The organism is Paenibacillus chitinolyticus, assembly GCF_045038035.1.
Classification (GTDB): domain Bacteria; phylum Bacillota; class Bacilli; order Paenibacillales; family NBRC-103111; genus Paenibacillus_F; species Paenibacillus_F chitinolyticus_A.
Genome location: NZ_CP173427.1, coordinates 2,098,897 through 2,115,428, shown reverse-complemented (window position 1 = coordinate 2,115,428; position 16,532 = coordinate 2,098,897). Strand labels below are relative to the sequence as shown.

Here is a 16,532-nt window from a genome sequence, read left to right as displayed (position 1 = left end):
GCACGGCCCCCCTTTCTACGCGTTCTTCACTTTGCCCTTAATTTTGTATACATAAGCCAGCACTTCGGCCACAGCCTGGAACAGATCGCCCGGAATCGACTCTTCCAGATCGACCTGAGCATAGAGCGCCCGTGCAAGCGGCTTGTTTTCCATAATCATAATGCCGTGTTCCTTCGCAATTTCACGTATTTTCAAAGCCACGTGATCCGTCCCTTTCGCAACCACCTTAGGAGCCTGCATATTGGCCGAATCATACCGGATGGCCACCGCGAAATGCGTAGGGTTTGTAATAATGACATCCGCCGTTGGAATTTCCTGCATCATCCTCTGCATGGCCATCCGGCGTTGTTTTTCGCGAATCTTCCCTTTAATAAGGGGATCGCCTTCCATTTTCTTATATTCGTCTTTGATGTCCTGCTTGGACATCCGTATGCTTTTCTCGAATTCGTACTTCTGGTACAGGTAATCGAACAAGGCAAGCACGACCAGAATTATAGCGATTTTCATGCCCAACGTCAGCGTCAGTGACCATATATAATGAAGCGATTTTTCCAGCGGTACATGACTAAGGCTGAGAAGCTGCGTTTTCTCGTCCCACAGCGTCATATAAACAACGATTCCGATCACGCTCATTTTCAGCATGGACTTCAGAAAGTCAACGGCCGAACGCATCGAGAATATTTTTTTGAACCCTTCAATGGGATTCAGTTTGCTTAACTTGATTTTGAGCGGATCGCCCGTAAAAAGAATTCCGATCTGAAGGTAGTTTCCCGCCAGAGCAATGACCATCGTCAAGATCATGATGGGAGCCAGCATAACCAGAAAATGAATTAACAGCCGGTAAAATAACATCCGCACATTCGCCATGGTCACATCCATCAGCAAATCGTGCCTCAGCGTACCCGAGAACAGATCCATCAGCCGTTCCTTCATAAATCCGCCGATCATGTAAAACGATAAAAATGAAAAAAACAGGATAAAAGCAGCAGGCAGCTCCATACTTTTCGCCACTTGGCCTTTTTTACGGGCGTCCTGCCTCTTTTTCGGTGTCGCCGGTTCCGTCTTCTCTTGCGAGAACAACTGCAGGTCCAGCTTCAAACGGAGCGGTTCCATACGTATCCTTTCCTTTCCCGTACAGGTGCTACGGTGTTTCAAGCGCTTTGCCGGCCACTATGTTAAGCAGCTTTTGCATCGCTTCGAACATCCGGTCGAACAAGTGGTGAAACAAACCGATCAACTCGGGCATTAACAGGGCGATCAGGAAAAACCCGATGATGATCTTCAGCGGCACCCCGACTACGAAAATGTTAAATTGGGGAGCGACGCGCGTCAGCAAACCCAAACCGAGGTCCGTCAAAAACATCGCTGCGACTACGGGAGCCGCCAGCTGCATCGACAGTGAGAAAACACTCGAGAAGGTTTTCACCAGAAATTCGGTAATCTGTCCCCCGTAGAGCTGGGCAAACAAATTGTTGGACAGCGGGATCCATTCATAGCTGTTCATAATACCCTGCAGCATAAAATGGTGACCGTTGAAGCTCAGCATCAGCAGCATGGCAAGCATGTACTTCAAATTGCCCATCAAGGGTACGGTAGTTCCCGACATCGGATCGATCACATTGGCCATCCCGAGTCCGATCTGCATATCGATAAAGGAACCCGCGACTTGTACGGCCGTAAAAAATAAATAGGCAATAAAACCGAGCAGCAGGCCGACGATTATTTCCCGGATGATCAGCAGTACATACTGCGCGTCCATCGGAACCAGCTGAGACGTCCCTTGAGCCGCCGTCACGATCAGAGTCAGAACTAAAGCGAGTCCGATTTTGAACATACTGGGCACATTTCGGGACGAAAACAGCGGTACGACGACAAGGAACGAGGTCATTCGACAAAAAATAAGCATAGCGTTGGGTAAAAGTTGAACCAAAAGCTCCATGGCCGCCTACCCGATATATTGATGAAGATTGTTGAATAGATTAAATGTAAAGTCGACCAGCGTGTTCAAAATCCAGGGCCCGAAAATTAAGACCGACAGCAGAACCGCCACGATTTTCGGCACGAATGCAAGCGTCTGCTCCTGAATTTGAGTCGTAGCCTGAAAGATACTGATGATAAGACCGACCGCCAGGGCGATCACCAGCATCGGAGCGCTGGCTTTCAGCACCGTATAGACCGCTTCGCCGGCCAGCTTAATGATAAATTGCGAACTCATGTTAGGCGACCTCCAGCTTCCGCGTTCATGTACTGTAACTGAGGAGCAGCGATTTAACGACCAGATACCAACCGTCCACCAGAATAAACAGCAGGATTTTGAACGGCAGCGATATCATAACGGGCGGCAGCATCATCATCCCCATAGCCATCAGCGTACTGGCGATAACCATATCGATAACCAGGAAAGGGATAAAAATCATGAAACCCATTTGAAACGCCGTTTTCAGCTCGCTGATGGCATAAGCCGGAACGAGGGCTGTCAGCGGTGTATCTTCGACTCCTTTGGGAGCCTCCGCTTTCGTGTAATCCAGGAAAAGCTTCAAATCTTTAGGCCGGGTATGATTCCACATGAACTGCTTGATGGGAACGGACGCTTTTTGAAGAGCCTGCGTCTGATTCAATTCCCCTTTCATGTAGGGCTGAACGGCCGTATCGTTGATCTGCCCAAGGGTCGGGGCCATGATAAACAGGGTGAGAAACAGCGCCAGTCCGATCAATACCTGGTTGGGCGGCATCTGCTGCGTGCCTAGAGACGTGCGCACGAACCCCAGCACAATGACGATTCTCGTAAAGCTGGTCATCAGAATCAGAAACGAAGGCGCCAGACTCAGAACCGTTAACAGCAAAATGACGCTGATCGTGCTTGAGGCTCCGGAAGCTCCGCTTCCCGAATCCACGTTGAAGCTAATGCCGGGAATCGGATTTTGCGGGTCCGGGGCGGCATAAGCCGTATTCCCTGCCCATCCCATGAACACAAGTAAAGCAAGCAGAATAATAAGAGTTCCTTTATTTTTGCTCATTTGACTTCAACCGATCTTGTTCGTTTTCTTCCTGCAGCCATTCTTCTACGCTTTTGTTGCGCTGGGCGACATTCTGCAGTTTGTCCTGAAAGACCTGGTGAAAATTCGGTGAAAGCTCTTCTTCTTCCACCGCATTGTTTTCACCCGGCTTCTTGCGTATTTTTTCGAGCCATTTGCCGACTGTAATAAATTCCGTTGCCGCCCGGGTTTGTGCCGTGATCTGCTCTTTGAGCCTGGCCGCCTCGCCCGCATCGGCTATTTTCTCGAGAAGCTGGATGTTATCTCCAACTCCGACGATGTAAAGCGAATCACCGATTTCGACGACTTGGATCGACTTGTTTTGGCCGAGCGGCACCCCGCCCAGCGACTGCATGGCACGTCCGAAGCGAAATCCGCTTTTTTTCGACAACATCTTCATAATGCCGTAAAAAAGACCGATGATAAGAAGGAGAAAGAAAATCACCTTTCCGATCATCACGATCGAATCGAAACTCCCCGTCTCTCCCGTTACCGAACCGGGCCCAGTGTTGTCGCCCAGCTCAGGTGCTCCAAAACAAACGGAAGTCCAGAACGGCAGCTGAACGATCAGTCCTGCCGTTGCCAGAAGCAGCTTTCCTGCCTGTTTTCTCAAGCTTCACATTCCTTTCCTTATTAAAAGCTTACGCTTAGCCCATTGTTTTCTTAATGGCTTCGATAACACGGTCCGCTTGGAAAGGTTTCACGATAAAGTCTTTTGCGCCGGCTTGGATCGCATCGATGACCATCGCCTGCTGTCCCATCGCCGAGCACATGATAACCTTGGCATTAGGATCAATCTTTTTGATCTCTTTCAGCGCATTGATTCCATCCATCTCCGGCATGGTGATATCCATCGTTACGAGGTCGGGACGCAGTTCTTTGAATTTCTCTACGGCTTGTACGCCGTCGTTGCCTTCGCCGACAACCTCATACCCGTTCTTCGTCAAAATATCGCGAATCATCATTCTCATAAATGCTGCATCGTCTACGATCAAAATTCTGTTCCCCATGATAAAATAATCCTCCCAAAAGATAGTTATTGTATTTTTTGAATGCGATCCCACTGACTGACGATATCGGTGACGCGAACGCCGAAGTTCTCATCAATAACGACAACTTCTCCCTTGGCGATCAGTTTGTTGTTAACCAGAATATCTACCGGTTCACCGGCCAATTTATCCAGCTCGATGATCGAACCTTGCGAAAGCTCCAAGATATCCTTGATCACTTTCTGCGTTCTTCCCAGCTCGACCGTTACTTTCAAAGGGATATCAAGCAGCAGATTCAGGTTCGTGTCGTCTGTCTGGTTGTATCCTCCCTGCTGAAGATTGGAGAACTGGACCGGCTGTACGTTAACATTCCTGTTCATTCCTCCGTAGTTTCCTCCCTGTGGTGCGTGATTCATCGGCTGCTGTGCATATGACTGTTGTACAGGCGGTTGATTCATCGGCATCGGGTTGCCCCCCATCGAAGGATTCGTGTACGGCGCTTCTGCCGGGTTTGTATAAGGCGGTTCCGGAACCGGCTGCTGATAAGCTTGAGCGTTCGTATCCGCTTGCGCCTGACTGGTGACAGCTGGCGGCGGTACTTCTTCGCTGACTGCAGCCGCTGTTTCTTCGTGAACCTCTTCAGAACCCCCGCCCATCAGGATATTTACCATTTCTTTGGAAAAATCGACGGGAAGAAGCTGCATGATGGTCGAATCGATAAGGTCCCCGATTGTCAGTCTAAAGGATATCTTTATAAATACGTCTTCGTTCGGCAGTTTTCCTTCTCCATTCGACAGATTCAAAATATCTATTCCCGGAGGGGAGATATTCACGAACCGGTTGAATATCGTGGACATCGATGTCGCGGACGAACCCATCATCTGATTCATGGCTTCCTGGACGGCGCTGACGTGAATTTCGGACAGCTCGTCGCCTTCCACGTGGCCGTCTCCACCCATCATCAGATCGGCAATGACTTGAGCGTCGCGAGTCTTGATCACAAGCAGATTGATGCCGTCAAAGCCGTCTACATAGTTGACGTGAACGGCGACGTGCGGTTTGGGAAATTCGTTAACCAACTCTACGCGCGGAATGCACGATACTTTAGGCGTCGTAATGTCGACCTTTTTGCCGAGCAGGGTGGATAATGCGGTTGCTGCGCTTCCGAACGTGATGTTGCCGATCTCTCCCAGAGCATCCTGCTCCAGCGAGGATAAGTAGTCATCGATATTCGAAGAATGAGAAGAAGATGGATTATCGTCGGAACGCTCATCTACCGCCTGCTTCAACAGCGCGTCTATTTCCTCCTGCGACAAATAATCTTTACTCGTCATGTTCTTCTGCTCCTTCGTTTACAATTTCGCCGATTTGAACGGCCATTTTGCTCTTGGTTGTACCTGCGCTGCCCGTAAATTTAAGCTTCTCGCCGACTTTGATGTGCAGAGGCTCGTTTACCGGCTTGTTGAGTGTAATGACATCCCCGGGCTGCAGATTCAGAAACTCGTGAATCGTGATTTGCGATTCTCCCAGTTCCGCGATAATGGGAAGCTTGGCCTGAGTCAGCCTGTCCTGCAAAATCTCGACTTCCTCGGGAGCCCGGCTTTTCTTCTGGGATACAAACCAGTGGTGCACCGACAGACGGGGCATAATCGGCTCGATAACGACATGCGGGATACAAAGGTTGATCATCCCGGTCGTGTCGCCGATTTTGGTGCTTAACGAAATCAGGGCGATGGTTTCATTGGGAGAAACGATCTGCATAAATTGCGGATTCGTTTCCAGGGCTTCGAGCCGTGGAGACAAATCAATGATCGTTTTCCATGCTTCCTGGAGGCTCTCAAACGCCCGGCTGAAAATCCGCTCCATGACGATCGTCTCGATCTCGGTCAAAGCCGCAATTTTCTGCGGAGACACGCCGACACCGCCCAGAAGCCTGTCCAGCATCGCGTACGCCACGTTCGGATGGACTTCCAAAACCATTCTTCCCTCTAATGGCTCTGCTTCAAAAATGTTCAAGATCGTCATTTTGGGAATCGAGCGGATAAACTCATCGTAAGGAAGTTGTTCGACCTGAACGACATTGATCTGGACAAACGTTCTTAGCTGAGCCGAGAAATAAGTCGTCAAGTACCGGGCAAAGTTCTCATGAATCCGAGTTAAGCTCCGGATATGATCTTTGGAAAAGCGTACCGCCCGTTTGAAATCATACAATCGAACTTTTCGCTGCGTATCTTCTTTCTTGAGTTCCTCTGCGTCCATTTCACCGGAAGAGAGAGCTGCCAGAAGAGCGTCGATTTCATTCTGTGACATAACATCAACCATAAGAGTCACCCCCTTTGTGCGTATCCGATCTATGTAAAAGGCTACTCAAGTACAATGTCGGTAATATTTATGCGCCTTATTTTTCCTTCATTAAGAAGCGGATTAAGCTTGCTGATCAGCGTGTTGGTCAAGTTATCCTGCCCTTTGCTGCCTGAAATCTGATCGGAATTCATGTCAGAAAGAGTCCGGATGATTGTTCCTTTGATGCGGGAATCAATCAGATTTTCGAAATCCGTTTTTGCCTTTTTGTTTTCCAGCTCAAAAGCCAGACTGATTTTAACGAAGCTGCCCTGACTGGCCAGGTTTGTCGTAATATCTTTCATAATGACGGTGTTTTCTTTGATCTCTGCCGAAGTCTGCGTCTTTTCCTCAGCGGCCGATCCCGATTTATTGCCCATAACCGTCCATAAAACGAATGCAGCCGTCAAGACTAACGTGATGGCGACAAGAATAGAAACCAGCATCAGAAAAAATCGATTTTTAAGCACTACAAGCCCTCCGTATTCGCCGACTTGATCGTTGCTTGAACCGCACCGATCCGTTTCAAAAATTGTTCCACCAACTCTGTGACCACTGCCTCTTGTTCAAGGACCATAATTTTTTTCCCATTAATCAATGTAATCACGGTGTCCGGTGTTTCTTCCATCATTTCAATCATAAGCGCGTTGATCACTAACGGCTTGCCGTTCATTCGGGTCAAACGTACCATGGTTCCCTCCATAGGTTCCAGGAGGGGGACCAGGCCCCCTTACCTTTTACCTTTGCCTGTTATTAGCGTTTCAGGTTAACGATCTCTTGCAAAATTTCATCCGACGTGGTAATAATCCGGGAGTTCGCCTGGAAACCACGCTGGGAAACGATCATTTCGGAAAACTCCTCGGTCAGATCCACGTTGGACATTTCTAGCTGTCCGGCGATGATAGAGCCTGTGCCTGTAGTTGGATCAGCTGGCAATGCGTTCGAAAGATAGTTTACATCTATTGTGTTAGTCACATCAGCATTAGGAGTATATTCGTAAAGATTACCTCCAGCTTTATTCAACCCAGCCGGATTGGCTACTTTGACAACTGCCACTTTATAATCTGAAGGAATTGGAATTCCTCCTATGACCTGCATGACCGTTCCGTCTTGAGAGATTGAAAATTTAGTAGCGTCAGCAGCAAGCTGGATAGGCTCGGCAGCTGTTGACATCAGATACATACCGTCCGGATTCACGATATAATTGTCTCCATCAACGTAAAAGTTCCCAGCTCGAGTCAAATATAGTGGATCTTGTCCGTTCTGAGTTACTCCGAAGAATCCATTACCATCAATTCTTAGATCCGTAGGAACATTTGTTGTCATAGCACTTCCGCCGGTGTGTACAGTGTCAATCGCAGCAGTACCAACGCCGAGACCGATTTGTTTGGAGTTAATCCCCCCCTGAGTCGTAGACGTCGGAGCTGTTTCTCCAGCTACCGTCTGGCTCAGAATGTCCTGGAACATGACGCGGCCTTTTTTGAAGCCTACCGTGTTCACGTTGGAAATGTTATTGCCAATTACATCGAGCTTTGTCTGAAAACCGCGCATGCCCGAAATACCGGAGTACATGGATCTTAACATTTGTAGTTCCTCCTCTTATGTCGCCCGCCTGGGTGGGCATCTTCCTTTAAAGCCGCTTCTATCGGTCCGCAGCTATCAGGGCCTCCTGTTGGGTCCAGCCCGCCTTGTGGTGCAATGTTCCTATGAAATGATGACAGCACTGTCTATTTGCGTAAAAACCTGATCCTGCAGCTTGGCTCCGTCCAGTGCCGTGATCACCGTCCGGTTCGGGACGTTCACGATAAGGGCCGTTCCACCCAGCACCATCAATGTATCCTTGGCACCCTTGGCGGCCGCTTTATCAATGGCGTTTTCAAGCTTAGCCAACTGCTCGTTGTCGATTTGAATCCCCCGTTGTTTCAACCGGGTTTCCGCATGATGACTAAACTTGACCAGTTCGCTCTGCAGAAGCTGATCGAATTCGGAGCGTCCGGCAGCCGGTCTGGCTCCACCGTTTCGCTGAAGGGGGGCCGGAGGAGTGGGATATAGTCTCCCTACCGTTATACGTTCGGTCATGGCGCAGGAACCGCCGGCTTGGAGTTCTCTATCTTAAGGACTTCCTCCAGCTTGACTTCTTTCCCGCCTACCGTCGCATACTGCACACCGTCCCGGACGATTATGGATTCGACGATTCCATTCGCCATCACCGTTTCCCCGCTGTCCGTTTTGCCCATCCAGCTGATGTCCTTCCCGATCAGACTCGAAGTAAATCCGAGTGAAGACCGGAGCAATTTCATCTCGGAAGCCATGTTTGACAGCTGCTCGACCGAAGTGAATTGGGCCATCTGCGCCACAAACTCTTTATCCTGCATCGGCTGCATAGGATCCTGATTTTGAAGCTGAGTGATCAGAATTTTAAGAAAGTCATCCTTGCCGAGAATCGAACCGTCCTTCTTCTCCTTGGCTTTCGAAGCTGCGCTTGCCGTATTCGTCGTAGAGCCCGTTTTGGTCAAATCTCCCCAAATTTCTGCCATTGCTGCACCTCCTATCTAAGCTGAGTCTGTCCGTTCACTCTTGATTAAGCCGAGGTTTCGAAGGAATTTCCTAAAGCCGCTTTTCTTGTTTCCTCCAAAATTTTCAACTCTTCGTTCCATTCCGTAAGCTCTTCCGAATTGTCCTGACTACCGCTGCCGCCCCGCTGCTGAAGAAACTGCTGCGAAGACTGCTGCTGTCTGGAATCTTGGAACATCGCGGAAGACATGGTGTTTTGGCCGACTTCCATCTTGTCTACTTGAACGCCTTGGCTGTGCAGAGATTGTCTCAAATGTGCGAGTTGGCTTTCAAGAAGCTCTTTTCCCAGTGCCGTATCCGCTGTAAACTGGGCAACCAGCTGCCCGTTTTGCATTGTAAGGACCACATCAATCGTTCCCAAATGCTGCGGACGGAGCGAAAGCTTGGCTTCCGAGAAACCGTTCCCCATTTTCAGGCTCATGCGCTTCACCATGAACTGACTTAATTCCTGAGCGAAGTTCTGAGCTGAAATCGTTGGAGCTGCCGCTTTGGCCGTCTGCTCCGGAAGTGCTGTTTTCATTCCTTCTTGAAGGCCTGTCAAACCATTCGCTGCCGGCTCGTTTTCGGATGCCGGGGCAGTGGAGGTCTGTACCGCCTCAACGGTTTCATGAGCCGCTTGTCTCACCGGGTTCCAGACTCCGGTTCTTGCAGCCAGCAATTCCAACGAAGCTTTGGCGCTGCCCGTCTTCGTAACGGTCATCACCGGCTCCGCGGCGTTAAGGTTGCTGTCAGCTGCACTAGTAGGCAGTGTCAATTCCGGTTCGGCCGCTTTAGCCGCTGCTTTACCGGTTGCACCTGCCAGCTGCTGGTTTAAAAGAGACGGCAGTGCCGTTTCCACCAGCTGCTTGAATTCGGCCGACAGCTGCTGCAGAAGCGGATGATCCGGCTGCTGCTTAAGCATGGCCGTCAAATCCAAAATCGTCTTCTGAAGTTTCAGCGAAGCGTCGCCGCCGTCAACCTGAATGGCCTGCAATCCGGTTTGCTGTGTGCCGCTTAACAGTTGAAGCAGAGCTGAAGCATCATTCGCCCACTGTTGCATAGCATCGGACTGGCTTAGCTTACTGAATAGCTCCGGACTGCTCTGTATAGTACTTAGCAAAAGGTCCGCCATTCCTTCCGTTCCCGTTTGTCCTTCCATATCGCTCAGAGCTTCCTGGACAGGCGCCGGGAGGAAAGGAATCACTTGAATCAGGCCGGCCAGGATGGAGTCGACGGGGCTGGTATTTACCTCACCCGCTTCCTTCTGAAGCTGGCCGGTCATCACCTCTTGGAAAGTTCCCGCATCGCTCTTGCCGTTTCCTGCTGACGTTACAGCCGCTGCCGTAGTCTTTGCCGTTCCCGCTTTAACCGCCGTAGATCCTGCTGACGGGGCGGACGAAGTCGTACTTGCTACTGGCATTTCCATTGTTTATTTTCACCTCCTTTCATTAAAAATTTATGGAACCAGATTACCGGTAATGGATGCCGCGGTTTCCTTGCTGATGCCCGCGATTTCGCCCATTAATGCGGCACGCTTGCTCGTGTCCATTTCCCTTAGTATGGTTAACACCTGAGCCGAGTTTTTCCCGTACATATCGGTTAACACTTTCGCGGCTTTGGACGCATCCATCGATGCGAACGTCTGGCTCAGCTCAGCCGAAGTCATCTTCTTTTGCGCGGAATCCGGTTTTTGCTGGAGAACGAGACGATCCTGGAGTGCCGCGATTTTTTGATCCTGGGAAGTTGTCAGATCCTTGAGTGCGATCGAAGCGTCCGCCGCTTTCTTCGGATCCATTTTTTCAAGCACTTTTACCCGTTCGTCTGTTTTCATCGCATTCAGAACGAGAATCGTTTCCTGCGGACTCAGGTTTTGAATGATTTGAGCGGCCTTACTCGGCATCATCTTCGCATAAACCGAAGCAAGTTCCCGTACTTTCTTGTCGTACTCTTCATCCTGTTTGGCCAGCTCTTTATCTTCCAGCTCCGCCTTCTGCTGCTTGAGGTCCAGAATCGCTTTGTCCTTCTGGGCACTCGTCTGATCCGCTTTATCCAGCTCTGTTTTAAGCTCCTGCACCTTGCTGTTCAACTGCTCGACTTCTTTGGTTTTCGTCTTTACTGCATCTTCTTCCGTCCCTTTGGCTGCGGGGGTGCTTTGCGCATCCTCTTTCGGCAGGGGAATCATTTCCCCCACGACCGGGATTTTGTTCAGCGTCCGCTGGACAGTTTTCATCACATCGTAATCAAAAACGGATAGAAGAACACCAAGAAGAACGGCCGTAAACACGAACGGGATCAGAAACCAGACCAGAAAACGTTCCAATTTACCGCCCGAGGACGACTCTGTGCCTGCTTCTTCCATGACGCCTCCTCCTTTCGTGCGGGTTTACTGATAGGACAACCGGATATGCCGGTTGGATGCAATTTCGTCCAGCGCCTCTTGCTCTTTTTTCAGAACGAAACCGGTAAACTGCTCCAACGCTTTATCCCGCGCTTTCGTCCAGACTTTCTCATCGACCATTTTGTCGTTCAGGAGGTCCCTGTTGTGATTCACATGGCGCTGGGCTTTGGAGACGTCGTGACGTTTGCGCGCAATCAGATGCTCGATGTGATCCACATAAGACTGCAGCTGACGAATCTCCAGCATGGAAACCGGCCGCATGGAAGTTTCCAGCATTTTCTCCTGGGCTTCGTTTTTGAGACGAATCAGCTCTTGAAGAGAGCTTTCTTCGTGATTCAGGTTGCCGATGGCAGTAGAAAGATTCCACTCCGCCTGCGAACGCTCATTATTTTTCAAATTTACGATCTGCTGAAACGCATACTGGAATTTCATATTAGCCTCATCCTAACGAAAAATGATCGATCAAGCGCTGTTGGGCTTCTTCCAACGTCACTTTTTCATTGGTTTTTTGTTTAACAAAATCAAGGATCTCATCCATATACTGAAGCGAAATATCAATTTCTTGATTTGAACCTCTCTGGTACGCCCCCAAATTTATCAAATCTTCCGAATCCTTATAAACAGAAAGCATTCGTTTGAGATGAGACGCAGCGTCGAGCTGCTCCTGGGTAACGATTTCTTTCATCACCCGGCTTACGCTGGCAAGAACGTTAATGGCGGGATACTGGCCTTTGTTGGCGATATTCCGGTCCAAGACGATATGACCGTCAAGAATACCACGAACCGCATCCGCGATAGGCTCATTCATATCGTCACCATCCACCAGCACCGTGTAGAAAGCGGTAATCGAGCCTTTCAACCCGGTTCCGGACCGTTCAAGCAGCTTGGGCAGAAGGGCGAAAACCGAAGGCGTGTATCCTCTCGTCGCCGGAGGCTCTCCGACCGCCAGACCGACCTCGCGCTGAGCCATCGCAAAGCGGGTTACGGAGTCCATCATGAGCATGACGTTCATTCCACGGTCACGGAAATATTCGGCAATGCTCGTCGCAATGAAGGCCCCCTTGATCCGAACCATCGCCGGCTGATCCGACGTAGCGACAATCACGACAGAACGCGCCAGGCCTTCCGGCCCGAGATCTTTCTCGACGAATTCGAGAACCTCACGGCCCCGTTCTCCGATAAGCGCGATCACGTTGACGTCCGCCGACGTGTTTCTCGCGATCATGCCGAGCAGAGTGCTTTTGCCCACCCCGGAACCGGCGAAAATACCGACCCGTTGTCCCTTGCCTACGGTCAGCAGCCCGTCAATGGCCCGGACACCGACGCCGAGCGGCTCTTGAACCCGCGGTCTCGACAAAGGATTGCTGGGGACATTGTTCGTAGAAACATGAGCCATTCTTGACGGTAAGAACGAACCGTCCAAAGGCTGGCCGAGACCGTTTAACACTTTACCCAGCAGTTCGTGACCGACCTGTACCGTCAGCGGCTTGCCCGTTCCGACCACATCGCATCCGGGGCCGATCGCTTCAAGTTCGCCAAGCGGCATCAGAATGACCTTATTGCCTCTGAATCCGACAACTTCCGCCATCAGCGGTTGATTGGATTTATGAGGATAGATGTGGCATAGCTCACCGATACTTACATCCGGACCTTCCGATTCAACGGTCAAACCGATCACTTGCGTCACTTTGCCGTTTACCCGGACAGGATCCAGCTGCCTTAGAAAGTCTACATATTTGCCTGCATTCGGGCTTCCTTGACTCATGATTCGTCACCTTCGCCGTGAAGGGCAATTCGCTGCAAGGCAAGCTTGATTTCGTGAAGCTGCGTATCGATGCGGGCGTCAATGCTTCCGAACGTGGAACGGACTACACAGCCTTCGTCCTGAACGCTCGCATCCGGGATGATTTCCAGCTCGGCCTGCGAGTCGATTGCCGACAGCAGTTCTTCACGGGCATCCTGAATGTAAGCGAAGTAACGGGGCGCTACGCAGAGCGTGATCGTTCCGCTCTCTTTTCGACGAACCAGTACGCTGCGAATCGTTTCGATCATCCATTCGGGCGATACGGTCAGCTGCTTGGAAATGATTTTCTCCGCAATGGAGCAGCTTAATTCGATGAGAAAAGGTTCCGCTTCCTGAATGACCTGCTGTTTTACCTGGTAAGCCTGCTGCAGTACCTGCCGCGCTTCCGATAACATCTCATCGTACTGCTGGCTGACATCCTGCCGGGCTTGATCCAAGCCTTCTTGATAACCCGTTTCGTAACCGGTTGTCCGGGCCTGCTCCTGATGCCGCTCATCTTCTTCGCGCCGCTGCATCCACCAAGCTTCGATCTCGGCTTCGGTCTGTTCTTTCAGTTCGGATACTTCCTGGATCGCCTGCTGCATATGGGATTGCGCGAAGGATTCAGCATCCTCGAGAATATGCCGTTTTAAGCTTTCCGCTTCGCTCAGCTGCGCTTCTTCTTCTGGAGTGAACCGCGGTTCATCTTCCGGAAGCTCAGCCTGCGGCGTATAAATCGGTTTGACCGGTACCCGGTAAGCGTTTGTCTCATCCGCAGGAGCATAATGGAAAGGCTTTAGGATGTTAGACAATAATATCGTCTCCTCCACCGCGTGCGATGATGATTTCTCCGGATTCTTCTAGGCGGCGAATTGTTGATACGATCCGGGTTTGCGCTTCTTCGACGTCGCGCAGCCGAACCGGGCCCATAAATTCCATTTCTTCTTTGAACGTCTCCGCCATCCGTTTGGACATGTTGCGGAAAATAGCTTCGCGGACTTCCTCGCTCGCCACTTTAAGCGCAAGCTGAAGGTCGGCATTCTCGATATCGCGTACAATGCGCTGAATGGAACGGTTGTCCACATTGACGATATCTTCGAAAACGAACATCCGCTTCTTGATTTCTTCGGCGAGTTCGGGATCTTGAATTTCGAGCGAACCCAGAATGGTGCGCTCCGTACCTCTGTCTACTCCGTTCAAGATTTGAACGATCGAAGAAATACCGCCGGCCGATGTGTAATCCTGTGTAACGGTGGCCGAGAGTTTCTGTTCGAGCACTCTCTCCACTTGAGAGATCACTTCCGGTGATGTGCTGTCCATCAGAGCGATCCGTTTCGCAACATCCGCCTGCTTCTCCTGCGGCAGGGAGGACAATATAATCGAGGCTTGTTCCGCCTGCAGATATGACAGGACGAGTGCAATGGTCTGCGAATTCTCGTTTTGGATAAAGTTCAATATCTGTGCAGGATCCGCTTTTCGGGCAAAATCGAACGGCCTTACCTGCAGATTAGCCGTCAGCCGGTTAATAATATCGACGGCTTTGTTGGAACCGAGCGCTTTTTCAAGAATTTCTTTCGCATAGGCGATACCGCCTTGGGAGATGTATTCTTGAGCCCGGCAAATTTGGTGGAACTCCGATAAAATCGATTCTTTCTCTAATGCGTCTACCTTGCGTACATTTGCGATTTCGAGGGTAAGCTGCTCAATTTCATCTTCGCGCAAATGCTTGAAAATTTGAGCAGAAACTTCCGGTCCGAGGCTGATAAGCAGAATCGCCGCTTTTTGCCTTCCCGTTAACCCCTGCTGTATTGCTCCTCTTGCCAAACACCCACACCTCTATTCATCCACCAGCCAGGTTCTAAGCAAATTGACAAATTCGTCCGGCTTTTTCTTGGCTAGCGTCTCTAATTGCTTGCGTACTTGATTTTCGTTGGAGACATTCTCGATATCGATCGTAGGATATTCCACTTTTGCCGGTGGAAGGTCAAGCTCATCCTCTTCTTCTCCAGCTTTTTTCTTTCTTCTGATGGCGTACATCCCGAGCGCACCGAGCAGCAGAGCAGCCAAACCGATTCCGCCGTACAGAAGATATTGCTGCCAATTCGTACCCGCAATTCCGGATGGTGTTACGAATGTTTGAGGAACCACTTTCACTTTGTCCTGAATTTGAGCCGCTGTGTATTCCACCTTGTTGTCGGCAAGCGACGCACGAACAATGTTCGCCATTTGCCCTTCGATAAGACCTTTCAATTCCGCTACCGCGGCCTGGTCTTTTCCGGTTGAATCAAATCCGATATTGATGCTGATATCTTTGACGACATAAGGCGTCTGGATAATATCGTTCGTGATGCGGTTAATTTCGTAATTGACCGTTTTGCTGCTTTCTTCGGAGTTGGCATTACCGGATGCGGCTCCTCCCGGATAACCAGGCACGTCCGTCTGACCGGTTCCGGCCACTCCCCCCGTATTTCCTCCCGTACTCGTAGAAGTTTTGGAGGATTCCTGGGTAGAAATTTCAAGTCCCTTCTTGTCTTCCACATTAGGCGGCGTAACCAGATTTTCCGTCGTTTTCTTCTGGTCGAAGTTCATCGTCGAGAAAACACTGACCACCACTTTGTCGGGACCGAGCATTTTGTTGAGAAGATTTGTAATATTGCCCTGTACACTTGTTTCAAACTTGCGTCTGATGTCGAATTGGTTCTGAACCAGACCTGAAGTGCTTTGGCCGCCGTTCGTTTCCTTGGAGTAAGCCAGGAACTGTCCGTACTGGTCGGAAATCGTTATGTTCTGCAGCGGCAAATTTTTAACGCTGTGTGAAACGAGGTTATAAATCGTGTCTACTTGCCCCTGATCCAGCGAATAGCCCTGTTTCACGTTCAGTACAACCGACGCCGTGGCTTCTTGCTTTTGATTGGCGAGAAACACCGTCTCATCCGGCATCGAAATCAGAACCTTCGATTTATCCACCGCTTCATTGGAGTTAATAAGCTGTTGAAGCTCTCCCTGAACCGCGCTTAAATACTTCACTTTAAACTCGTTGTCCGTCATTCCGAAGGCACTGTCCGAAGCGAATGCGTCGTAACCGATCGAACTTCCTTTGTTCAAGCCTTGCGATTCAATGCCCAGCTTGACATTGGCGACTTCGTTCTTCGGCACTTCGATGCTTTTTCCGTCGGAACTGAGGTTATAAGGGATTTTCGCCGTGTCCAGGTACCCTTTAATCGCAGCGGCATCTGCCGGCTGGAGATTCGTATACGCCAGTGAGTACTCGGTTTTCGCGAGATTGTAGCTGATGATTCCAATAGTCAATAGGAGAACGAACAATGCAGCTACAAAAGTAAGCTTGGTCGTTTTGCTATATTGATTCCAATACTGTTTGGCTTTCTCCCAATATTGGAGCAATCTTTCGTTCACAATGTCACCCCATCCGATTC

20 protein-coding genes are annotated in these 16,532 nt (G+C 50.1%); all 20 read right to left on the bottom strand.

Annotation, left to right across the window (positions count from 1 at the left end; genetic code table 11):
* Positions 1-15: 15 nt before the first annotated feature.
* The 20 genes from flhB to fliF all read right to left on the bottom strand — a co-directional run bounded on the left by flhB (position 16) and on the right by fliF (position 16,512).
* Positions 16-1,113, bottom strand: a complete 1,098-nt coding sequence (gene flhB / locus ACI48J_RS09730) for a flagellar biosynthesis protein FlhB (RefSeq protein WP_405082604.1) — start codon at positions 1,111-1,113, stop codon at positions 16-18.
* Positions 1,114-1,141: 28 nt separating this feature from the next.
* Positions 1,142-1,939: a flagellar biosynthetic protein FliR gene (gene fliR / locus ACI48J_RS09725; RefSeq protein WP_405082603.1), complete on the bottom strand. Its 798-nt coding sequence runs from the start codon at positions 1,937-1,939 to the stop codon at positions 1,142-1,144.
* A 6-nt stretch (positions 1,940-1,945) separates the two neighbouring features.
* The gene (gene fliQ / locus ACI48J_RS09720) at positions 1,946-2,215 is read right to left on the bottom strand and encodes a flagellar biosynthesis protein FliQ (protein WP_009676755.1); all 270 of its coding nucleotides are present in this window, start codon (positions 2,213-2,215) and stop codon (positions 1,946-1,948) included.
* A 25-nt stretch (positions 2,216-2,240) separates the two neighbouring features.
* Positions 2,241-3,017: a flagellar type III secretion system pore protein FliP gene (gene fliP, locus ACI48J_RS09715; protein WP_009676758.1), complete on the bottom strand. Its 777-nt coding sequence runs from the start codon at positions 3,015-3,017 to the stop codon at positions 2,241-2,243.
* Positions 3,004-3,648, bottom strand: a complete 645-nt coding sequence (gene fliO, locus ACI48J_RS09710) for a flagellar biosynthetic protein FliO (protein ID WP_405082602.1) — start codon at positions 3,646-3,648, stop codon at positions 3,004-3,006. Before fliO ends, fliP begins: the two co-directional genes overlap by 14 nt.
* A gap of 34 nt (positions 3,649-3,682) precedes the next feature.
* Positions 3,683-4,045 carry a response regulator gene (locus ACI48J_RS09705; protein ID WP_009676759.1) on the bottom strand — a complete coding sequence of 121 codons (363 nt, stop codon included), beginning with the start codon at positions 4,043-4,045 and terminating at the stop codon, positions 3,683-3,685.
* A 26-nt stretch (positions 4,046-4,071) separates the two neighbouring features.
* Complete coding sequence (fliY, locus tag ACI48J_RS09700) at positions 4,072-5,358, bottom strand: flagellar motor switch phosphatase FliY (RefSeq protein ID WP_405082601.1); 1,287 nt, start codon at positions 5,356-5,358, stop codon at positions 4,072-4,074.
* Positions 5,348-6,346: a flagellar motor switch protein FliM gene (gene fliM / locus ACI48J_RS09695; RefSeq protein WP_369993940.1), complete on the bottom strand. Its 999-nt coding sequence runs from the start codon at positions 6,344-6,346 to the stop codon at positions 5,348-5,350. The genes fliY and fliM overlap by 11 nt, the downstream gene beginning before the upstream one ends.
* 41 nt (positions 6,347-6,387) lie before the next feature.
* A complete protein-coding gene (locus ACI48J_RS09690; protein ID WP_405082600.1) occupies positions 6,388-6,834 on the bottom strand; it encodes a flagellar basal body-associated FliL family protein in 447 nt (148 codons plus the stop codon).
* On the bottom strand, positions 6,834-7,055 hold the full coding sequence (locus ACI48J_RS09685; RefSeq protein ID WP_326050803.1) for a flagellar FlbD family protein: 222 nt from the start codon (positions 7,053-7,055) through the stop codon (positions 6,834-6,836). Before ACI48J_RS09685 ends, ACI48J_RS09690 begins: the two co-directional genes overlap by 1 nt.
* 62 nt (positions 7,056-7,117) lie before the next feature.
* Positions 7,118-7,948: a flagellar basal body rod protein FlgG gene (gene flgG, locus ACI48J_RS09680; RefSeq protein WP_405082599.1), complete on the bottom strand. Its 831-nt coding sequence runs from the start codon at positions 7,946-7,948 to the stop codon at positions 7,118-7,120.
* 120 nt (positions 7,949-8,068) lie between these two features.
* Positions 8,069-8,443 (bottom strand): TIGR02530 family flagellar biosynthesis protein, encoded by a 375-nt coding sequence (locus ACI48J_RS09675; RefSeq protein ID WP_009676749.1) that lies wholly within the window; start codon positions 8,441-8,443, stop codon positions 8,069-8,071.
* Entirely contained in the window at positions 8,440-8,901 is a 462-nt protein-coding gene (locus tag ACI48J_RS09670; RefSeq protein WP_326050799.1) for a flagellar hook capping FlgD N-terminal domain-containing protein, read from the bottom strand. The genes ACI48J_RS09675 and ACI48J_RS09670 overlap by 4 nt, the downstream gene beginning before the upstream one ends.
* A gap of 44 nt (positions 8,902-8,945) precedes the next feature.
* Positions 8,946-10,343: a flagellar hook-length control protein FliK gene (locus ACI48J_RS09665; protein ID WP_405082598.1), complete on the bottom strand. Its 1,398-nt coding sequence runs from the start codon at positions 10,341-10,343 to the stop codon at positions 8,946-8,948.
* 30 nt (positions 10,344-10,373) lie between these two features.
* Positions 10,374-11,276 carry a magnesium transporter MgtE N-terminal domain-containing protein gene (locus tag ACI48J_RS09660; protein ID WP_326050796.1) on the bottom strand — a complete coding sequence of 301 codons (903 nt, stop codon included), beginning with the start codon at positions 11,274-11,276 and terminating at the stop codon, positions 10,374-10,376.
* A 24-nt stretch (positions 11,277-11,300) separates the two neighbouring features.
* A complete protein-coding gene (gene fliJ / locus ACI48J_RS09655; RefSeq protein ID WP_009676776.1) occupies positions 11,301-11,747 on the bottom strand; it encodes a flagellar export protein FliJ in 447 nt (148 codons plus the stop codon).
* 7 nt (positions 11,748-11,754) lie between these two features.
* The gene (fliI, locus tag ACI48J_RS09650; RefSeq protein ID WP_009676765.1) at positions 11,755-13,080 is read right to left on the bottom strand and encodes a flagellar protein export ATPase FliI; all 1,326 of its coding nucleotides are present in this window, start codon (positions 13,078-13,080) and stop codon (positions 11,755-11,757) included.
* The gene (gene fliH, locus ACI48J_RS09645) at positions 13,077-13,910 is read right to left on the bottom strand and encodes a flagellar assembly protein FliH (RefSeq protein ID WP_405082597.1); all 834 of its coding nucleotides are present in this window, start codon (positions 13,908-13,910) and stop codon (positions 13,077-13,079) included. The genes fliI and fliH overlap by 4 nt, the downstream gene beginning before the upstream one ends.
* Positions 13,903-14,922 carry a flagellar motor switch protein FliG gene (fliG, locus tag ACI48J_RS09640; RefSeq protein WP_405082596.1) on the bottom strand — a complete coding sequence of 340 codons (1,020 nt, stop codon included), beginning with the start codon at positions 14,920-14,922 and terminating at the stop codon, positions 13,903-13,905. The genes fliH and fliG overlap by 8 nt, the downstream gene beginning before the upstream one ends.
* A 12-nt stretch (positions 14,923-14,934) precedes the next feature.
* Positions 14,935-16,512: a flagellar basal-body MS-ring/collar protein FliF gene (gene fliF, locus ACI48J_RS09635; protein ID WP_405082595.1), complete on the bottom strand. Its 1,578-nt coding sequence runs from the start codon at positions 16,510-16,512 to the stop codon at positions 14,935-14,937.
* Positions 16,513-16,532: the final 20 nt, after the last annotated feature.